Genomic DNA, 7962 nt, shown 5'->3' with positions numbered 1-7962 from the left:
GGTTCTGGTTCTGGTTCTGGTGGGTTTATACTATCTGCTATTTCAGTGACAAGTAATTCATTCGTATTATTTTCTTCAATACTGTCTTTTTTATCATCACTATTCATCTGCACTAAGTTGTGTTCAGATACGGCCGGCTCATTATCTGTGGCAGGGTCTAGACTAGAGTACTGAAAACCCTGTAGCGACTCCCTAGAGATATCGCTATTGTCTTGACTGATATCATAAGGCTCAGATTGATGCGATGAGGAGACGTGTCCGCTAGATAGACTATTGTCCTGCTCTATAACTGGGGCTAGTATGTGATCAACAGGCAAAGGGCGGAACGCGAGCAGACGTAGAATGCACATCTCAAGCGCTTGCATCGGTGTACTAGCAAGCTTGATACCCTCGCGCGCTTGCACGACAATCTCGTAGTATAGTTGCAAGACATCAGGGCTAATATGCCCAGCCAGAGCATTAATATCTTGTGCTTGCGCTTCATTTACATTGAGCGCCACCTCAGGTAATAACTGGGTCAGTGCTAATTGATGCAAAAGCTCAGTAAGTCCATCAAACATGCTCGTTGCATCAACCATTTGCGCGCGCATCTGCTCAATGTGCGCGGCAACTGCGGACTTATTATGGTTGTAAATATCGATAATTAAGCGCACCAAGTCAGCGGCATCTATGAGTCCCAGCATCGCATTAACAGTGGCATCATCGAGGCCGCCTTGACCAAAGGCTATCGCCTGATCGGTTAAGGATAAGGCATCACGCACCGAGCCTTTTGCCGCACTCGCCAGCTGCCATAGCGCAGGCTGCGTATAGCTGACTTGCTCTTGCGTAAGCACATTAGCTAAATGCTCGCTAAGTAGCGTCTGCGGCAATGGACGCAGTACAAATTGCAAGCAGCGTGAGATGATAGTAATCGGTAGTTTCTGTGGATCAGTGGTCGCGAGTAAGAACTTTACATGTTCAGGCGGCTCTTCTAAGGTTTTGAGTAGTGCGTTAAAGCTGTGCGTCGATAGCATATGCACTTCATCGATAAGATATACTTTGTAGCGACCTTGACTTGGTGCATAAGGCACGTTATCTAGCAATTCGCGTGTGTCTTCAACCTTTGTCCGTGAGGCCGCATCAATCTCGATTAAGTCAATAAAGCGCCCTTGATCGATTGCCACGCAGTTATCACAGACGCCGCAGGGCGTACTGGTAATGCCCGTGTCACAGTTTAGACATTTGGATAAAATGCGCGCAATCGTCGTCTTACCAACGCCGCGAGTACCGGTAAACAGATAAGCGTGGTGCAAGCGATTATAGTCAATGGCGTTGATTAATGCTTGGGAGACGTGCGTTTGCCCAATCAATTCGTGAAAGTTCTTGGGACGGTACTTACGCGCGAGGACTTGATATTGCTGCGACATAGCTATCCATTATGCTAAGTGGTTAGAGGGCTTATTATAGCAAAAAGCCAGTACTCTCGTCTGGCTTCTTATTCAATCTCTATAGATTTTATCTTTTGTTCAACGGCTACTAGCAAGTACAGACTAGTCCGCTTTTGGGCGCATATGCGGGAACAAGATCACATCACGGATGCTCGCTGAGTCGGTAAATAGCATGACTAAGCGATCGATGCCAATGCCCTCGCCTGCCGTTGGCGGCAAACCGTAAGATAAGGCTTCGATGTACTCTTCATCAAAATGCATGGCTTCATCATCGCCCGCGTCTTTTTCGGCAACTTGTCCGCGAAAACGCTCTGCTTGATCGGCAGGGTCATTTAACTCGCTAAAGCCATTTGCCAATTCGCGACCACCAATAAACAGCTCAAATCGATCGGTAATCTCAGGATTGTCATCATTGCGGCGAGCAAGCGGTGAAGTTTCCGCAGGATACTCCGTAATAAAGGTCGGTTGACGAAGCTTATGCTCAGCAGTCTCTTCAAAGACGATGGTTTTTAGCTTACCCACACCAAACACGTCGTTCACTGGCTGATGCAAAGTATTGCTTACATAGTCCGCTAGATAATCACGATCATTAATACGCGCCATGTCAAAGTTTTCGGCATATTGCGCGATAGCATCTGACATTGATAGACGTGCAAATGGCGCTTTTAAGCTAATAGCCTCGTCTTGATAGGTGATCTCGGTCGTGCCCAAAATATCCATCGCCAACTGATTGAATAGGCGCTCAGTTAAATCCATCAAATCGTGATAGTCCGCGTACGCTTGATAAAACTCAATCATGGTAAATTCAGGATTATGACGAGTTGAAACGCCTTCATTACGAAAACTACGATTAATCTCAAATACCTTCTCGAAGCCGCCAACGACTAGGCGCTTGAGATAAAGCTCTGGTGCAATACGCAGATATAGTGACATATCTAGCGCATTATGATGGGTCTCAAACGGACGCGCCACCGCACCCCCTGGAATGGGATGCATCATCGGCGTCTCCACTTCCATAAAACGCTCATTCAGCATAAATTTGCGGATACCACTAATCACTTGGCTACGAATCATAAAGGTGTTACGCGTGGTCTCATTGGTCATAAGATCCAAATGGCGATTGCGATAGCGCGCCTCGGTATCAGCTAGGCCATGAAATTTATTAGGCATCGGACGCAGCGACTTGGTGAGCAAAGTAAACGCTTCGATATGCACATACAGATCGCCTTTACCTGAGCGTCCGATATATCCTGACACACCAACGATATCGCCCAAATCAAGCGATTTTATACTAGCCAATGTCTCTTCATCGAGCTCTTTGCGTGCCACATAGAGCTGAATACGACCACTCATGTCTTGAATGACGATAAACGAGCCGCGGTTAAGCATGACGCGACCTGCGACATTGACTTGGGTTTTATCACCATTGGCCGCTTTTTCTTCGATTTCTTGTTTGCTAACGCCCTCAAAAGCCGTTTGTAGATCTTGCGCGTAATCAGTGCGTTTAAACTGATTAGGATAAGGGGGCTTACCAGACGCTACGATATCATCGAGTTTAGCTTGTAGTTGTGCAATAAGCTCATTTGCTTCCTCGATAGTTGGGGCTTGTTCATCGACGTTTTGATTGTTGGGCTTTGACATAGAAATCTCAAATTCAATAGGTTTGTTTTAATATAGATTATTAGGTTAAGCAGTATTATTCACCACCAATACTCGCCATCAGATCCGCCTGATGCTCACGCAATAGCGCGTCAAGCAGCTCATCCAAATCGCCTTCCATAATCGCATCCAGCTTATAAAGGGTTAAGTTAATGCGGTGATCAGTCATGCGCCCTTGCGGGAAGTTGTAAGTGCGAATACGCTCGCTACGATCGCCACTACCGACCAAATCACGACGAATCTCATCGGCGACATCGACTTGCGCTTGTACTTTGACTTGCTGAATTTTAGAGATCAGCATTTTCATCGCATGGGCGCGGTTTTTGTGTTGGCTACGCTCTTGCTGACACTCAACCACTGTCCCTGTCGGTATATGCGTTAGGCGCACTGCAGAATCCGTAGTGTTTACGTGCTGACCACCTGCGCCGCTGGAGCGAAAGGTATCCATCTTGATATCGGCAGGATTGAGATCCACAGTATCATCAATCTCAACCTCAGGCATGATAGCGACAGTACAGGCTGAGGTATGGACGCGGCCTTGACTTTCAGTCTCTGGCACGCGCTGGACACGGTGAACGCCCGACTCAAACTTTAGACGACCATAGACACTATTACCTGAGACGCGGGTAATAATTTCTTTATAGCCGCCATGCTCGCCTTCATTGGCGGATAATACATCCAGCGTCCAGCCTTGAGCTTGTGCGTACTTTTGGTACATGCGAAACAAATCGCCTGAGAAGATCGCCGCTTCATCGCCGCCTGTACCAGCACGTATCTCAAGAAAGGCCGGCACTTTATCGTTCGGGTCTTTGGGCAGCATCATGACGTTGAGATCTTCTTCCATCTTTACGATCGCCGCGCGTGCTGTATCGATCTCATCCTGCATCATCTCTTTCATGTCAGGATCGCTTGCGTCCTCTAGCATGATCTCAGCATCGGCTTGATCTTGCTCCGCACGGCCGTAGTTTTGCCACAGCGTCGTAATCTCCATCAAATCACTATGTTCAACAGAGAGTTCACGAAATTTATTATTATCGCTGATGATATCTGGATCTGATAACAGCGCGGTGACCTCTTCATAACGGTCTACCATTTGGTCTAAACGCAGGCGCAGGGATTCTTTCATAACAGGATAGTCATCTAAAAAAGTAAAATAAGAGAGCGATTATAGCAAATTTTTGCCATCACAATAAAACCTGTACGTAATAATTCATGACAGCACACTTTATAACAAGGTAATTCACTATAAGACGTAAAAGCTTATTAGCAAAATGTCTACACTTGCTGCGCTAAAAATCAAAGTGCTATAGATCTGTTGTCATTCATTAAGTCCAAATTTTAAGCAAAAAAATAGCTAAGATTACTCTTAGCTATTTTACTTAGACGACTTAAATTCTACACCTTGCGCACCAACACCGAACCTATTGAATAGCCTGCGCCAAAGGAGCAAATCACGCCCAAATCACCAGATTGTAGATCGTCCTTGTGTCTGTGAAAGACAATCATGGGACTGGCTGAACTGGTGTTAGCAAACTCTGCAATGACGCTCGGTACGATCGCTTTGTCTGCCTCTTTACCGATGACCGTACGCAAGATAAGATCTAACATATTGGCGTTGGCTTGATGTAGCCACATCATCTTGACATCGCTTGCCTGCATATCGTTCTCGTGCAGATGCTCAGTGATGACTTCAGAGACTTTGGGGCATACTTCGCGGAACACTTTACGGCCATTTTGTAAGAATAATTTGTCAGTGACAGGCTCTTTAATATCAGGGTACATCTGAGTTTCGGCTGCCAAAAACTCTGAGCGATCCATAAAGCCGTATTCGTTTTTGATATTGGTTGAAAACTGTGTGAATAGCTTAGAGCTTAGTATCTCATAACCTTTAGGTGTATCTAGCTCTTCGACGATAGACGCGGTTGCGACGTCCCCAAAGATAAAATGACTATCACGGTTACGCCAGTTGAGATGCGCTGAGGTAATCTCAACGTTGACGACTGCTACGCGGCGGGCAAGACCTGAAACGATAGAGCCATAAGCTTGTGAGAGACCAAAAGTTGCCGCACTACACGCCACATTCATATCATAAGCAAAGCCGCCGATCATACCGATCTCGTTTTGGATCTCGATGGCGACAGCAGGATAGGTACGCTGAAAGTTTGAGCAGGCGAGGATAATGCCGTCCAAATCATTGGCTTCAAGCCCTGCATCTTTTAGAGCATTATTGAGCGCTTCAACGCCCATCTCAGCCATAACAGACAGCTCTTCACCAAGGTTGCGATAGGCGATGACAGGTGCCATTATTTCAGGGTTTAAGATACCGTCTTTTTCCATGACGTAGCGGGACTTGATGCCAGAAACCTTTTCGATAAAGGCGGCTGATGAGGGCTCTAGCGCCGTCATGGTATCTGCTGCGATCTCGTCAGCGTGCTCGTTATTATAGTTTTCAACATACTGATTAAATGAATCTACGAGCTCTTCGTTACTGATGCTATAAGGCGGAATATAAAGGCCTGTGCCTGTAATACAAGTCGTCATAATAAGCTTCCTTGTCCTGCTTAGTGTTAAGCGAAAATTAAAAAGTTGTCATACCTCTTTCTGTAGCGATGCGTTTATCAAGTAGAACTTATCGTATTGAGTGTATGACTGTAAACTTAAACCTATGGTCTTATTATGCCTGAATAATCTTATTTTTCTAATACTTTGTTACAAATAATCAATTCTCGATAAAAATTGGTTCACGTTTAATAGTGATACGCGATTATTATTACTCGCGAGTCTAAGCTATAATCAAACAGCTTACCGCACATGATATGACTATTAGCTCGTAAGTAGTACCTGTAGCTCGTAAGTAGTACCTGAATCTACTACTTGAACCTAAGAAACAATACCAACCCTCACGAGACGCTCATGACTGAAACTTTTAATTGGCTGTTTGGTCAATACGCTGACTACTCTACTCTATTTATCGGACTTGAGCTCATCGCCGTTATGTTCGGCATCACAAGCGTACTACTCGCGCGCAAACTAAGCGTTTTAGTATTCCCTGTGGGTCTTGTTAGCACAGGGATTTTTGTCTACCTGCTCTGGCAATGGCAGCTGTTCGGTGACATGTTTATCAATGCCTATTACACCGTCATGGGGCTATACGGCTGGTATAATTGGACTAAAAATAAGCAAGACACTCAAGAGCTTACGCCTAACGATGAGATCAGTATTGAGCATATTAGTGCTAGCGATTTACCTACGCTTGCCTTACTCGGCTCTGCAACCGTCGCTTTTGTGGCGCTGATTTACTATTTTCGTCCTGTTATCAGCAATGACTTTAGCTTTGATGGTGTGGTATTAGGCGCGCATTTATTTACATGGATCGATTATACCGATATGCTAACCACAGCATTGTTTTTGATGGCGATGTGGCTAATGGCCAGTCGCAAGATTGAGCACTGGCTACTATGGATAGTCGCTGACGCCATCTCAGTACCGCTTTACTTCTACAAGGGTTATACCTTCACCTCGCTACAGTACGTAGTATTCACCTTGATTGCAATCTGGGCATATTATGAATGGCAACGACGCTACCGTATGCAGCGACAATTTGATCCAGCAGTCGCCTAAATCGGTATTTAAGGTGGCAGTTTTGGGCGCTGAGAGTACGGGCAAGACCACCTTATGTCGAGATTTGGCCGCGCACTTTAAAAGCCCGTGGGCGCCTGAATATATGCGGGAATTTTTGCAAGATAAGTGGGATAAGCAGCAGCTTAGCTGTACTTGGGACGATCTCTTGCCTATTGCCCAAGGTCAGATAGCCCTTGAAAACCAGCTTACTGAAGAGGCCGCGCAAACGGCAATAAACAACGGTCACTCTCAAGCTTATCTATTCTGTGATACTAGCCTATTTGAGCTGATGGTATACGCCAACTGGTACTATAATGACTGTCCGCAAGCATTGAGCCTGGCCGCTATAGAGCATCATTATGATTTGATACTATTGACGGCGGTTGATGTACCTTGGGTCGCTGATGATTTGCGAGACGCGCCGCATGAACGCGAAGAAATCAGCGCTTATTTTGAGACACATTTAAATAGGTATAATAAAAATTTCAAGCGTATCGGCGGCACAAGAGACGAGCGAGTGCAGCAAGTAAGTAAATGGTTAAACTCACTTAACCATACTGGTTAGCCATTTATTTGCGCCTTTAATATTCACTATTAAGCTATGCTTAGATACTTTTTTGTTCATACCGCTTAAGAGACTAAGATGCTAAATAAAATTGAATATACTTTAGAGAAAATGATATTTCACAGTCGCTGGATATTAGCCCCATTTTATGTGGGTTTAATCATAGGTATTATCGTACTGTTTATAAAATTTATTCAAAAGTTATGGCTTACTCTTTCTCAAGTCTTCGACGCATCCGTATCAGAGGTGATTGTTAATATACTCATACTGGTCGATATCTCTTTGGTAGCTAGCCTGCTGCTTATTATCATCTTTAGTGGTTACGAGATATTTGTATCTAAAATAGATACAGGTACTCATGTTGATCGCCCCAGTTGGATGGGTAAAGTCGACTTCTCTGGTCTTAAACTCAAAGTTATAGGAGCCATCGTTGCAATTTCTGCAATTGATCTGCTCAAATCTTTTATGGATATATCAGGCAACATGACTGATATTGATACAGATAAACTAATGTGGAAGGTCATCATTCACATGGCATTTGTAGTGTCAGGTCTGCTATTTGCTTTTATGGACAAGATCGTAGGCGACACCAAAAAACACTGATAGTGTTCACTATCACTAGTATAAAAACAAAGCTAAAATTCAAATTTTAAAAGTTGAGAACTAATTATGATACGTTTATACAAACCT

The 7962-nt window shown here is 44.6% G+C and carries 7 protein-coding genes; 3 read left to right on the top strand and 4 right to left on the bottom strand.

Annotated features, from left to right (window positions below):
• The 4 genes from dnaX to ACTXGO_RS07285 all read right to left on the bottom strand — a co-directional run.
• The coding region (gene dnaX / locus ACTXGO_RS07300) for a DNA polymerase III subunit gamma/tau (protein ID WP_443573875.1) at nt 1-1406 on the bottom strand (1406 nt) is incomplete at its 3' end.
• A 123-nt stretch (nt 1407-1529) separates the two neighbouring features.
• A complete protein-coding gene (gene lysS, locus ACTXGO_RS07295) occupies nt 1530-3068 on the bottom strand; it encodes a lysine--tRNA ligase (protein WP_443573874.1) in 1539 nt (512 codons plus the stop codon).
• A 55-nt stretch (nt 3069-3123) separates the two neighbouring features.
• Nucleotides 3124-4212 (bottom strand): peptide chain release factor 1, encoded by a 1089-nt coding sequence (prfA, locus tag ACTXGO_RS07290; protein WP_443542340.1) that lies wholly within the window; start codon nt 4210-4212, stop codon nt 3124-3126.
• Nucleotides 4213-4481: 269 nt separating this feature from the next.
• Complete coding sequence (locus ACTXGO_RS07285) at nt 4482-5627, bottom strand: beta-ketoacyl-ACP synthase III (protein ID WP_317198793.1); 1146 nt, start codon at nt 5625-5627, stop codon at nt 4482-4484.
• A gap of 372 nt (nt 5628-5999) precedes the next feature.
• On the opposite strand from ACTXGO_RS07285, the gene pnuC reads away from it, so the two are divergent.
• From pnuC to ACTXGO_RS07270, 3 genes are all read left to right on the top strand, one after another.
• Nucleotides 6000-6707, top strand: a complete 708-nt coding sequence (gene pnuC / locus ACTXGO_RS07280) for a nicotinamide riboside transporter PnuC (protein ID WP_435948913.1) — start codon at nt 6000-6002, stop codon at nt 6705-6707.
• Nucleotides 6652-7272 carry an AAA family ATPase gene (locus ACTXGO_RS07275; protein WP_443573872.1) on the top strand — a complete coding sequence of 207 codons (621 nt, stop codon included), beginning with the start codon at nt 6652-6654 and terminating at the stop codon, nt 7270-7272. Before pnuC ends, ACTXGO_RS07275 begins: the two co-directional genes overlap by 56 nt.
• Nucleotides 7273-7350: 78 nt before the next feature.
• Entirely contained in the window at nt 7351-7875 is a 525-nt protein-coding gene (locus ACTXGO_RS07270; RefSeq protein ID WP_443573871.1) for a TIGR00645 family protein, read from the top strand.
• Nucleotides 7876-7962: the final 87 nt, after the last annotated feature.

Source organism: Psychrobacter sp. T6-1 (genome assembly GCF_052258445.1).
This window is presented reverse-complemented; position numbering and strand designations above follow the sequence as displayed.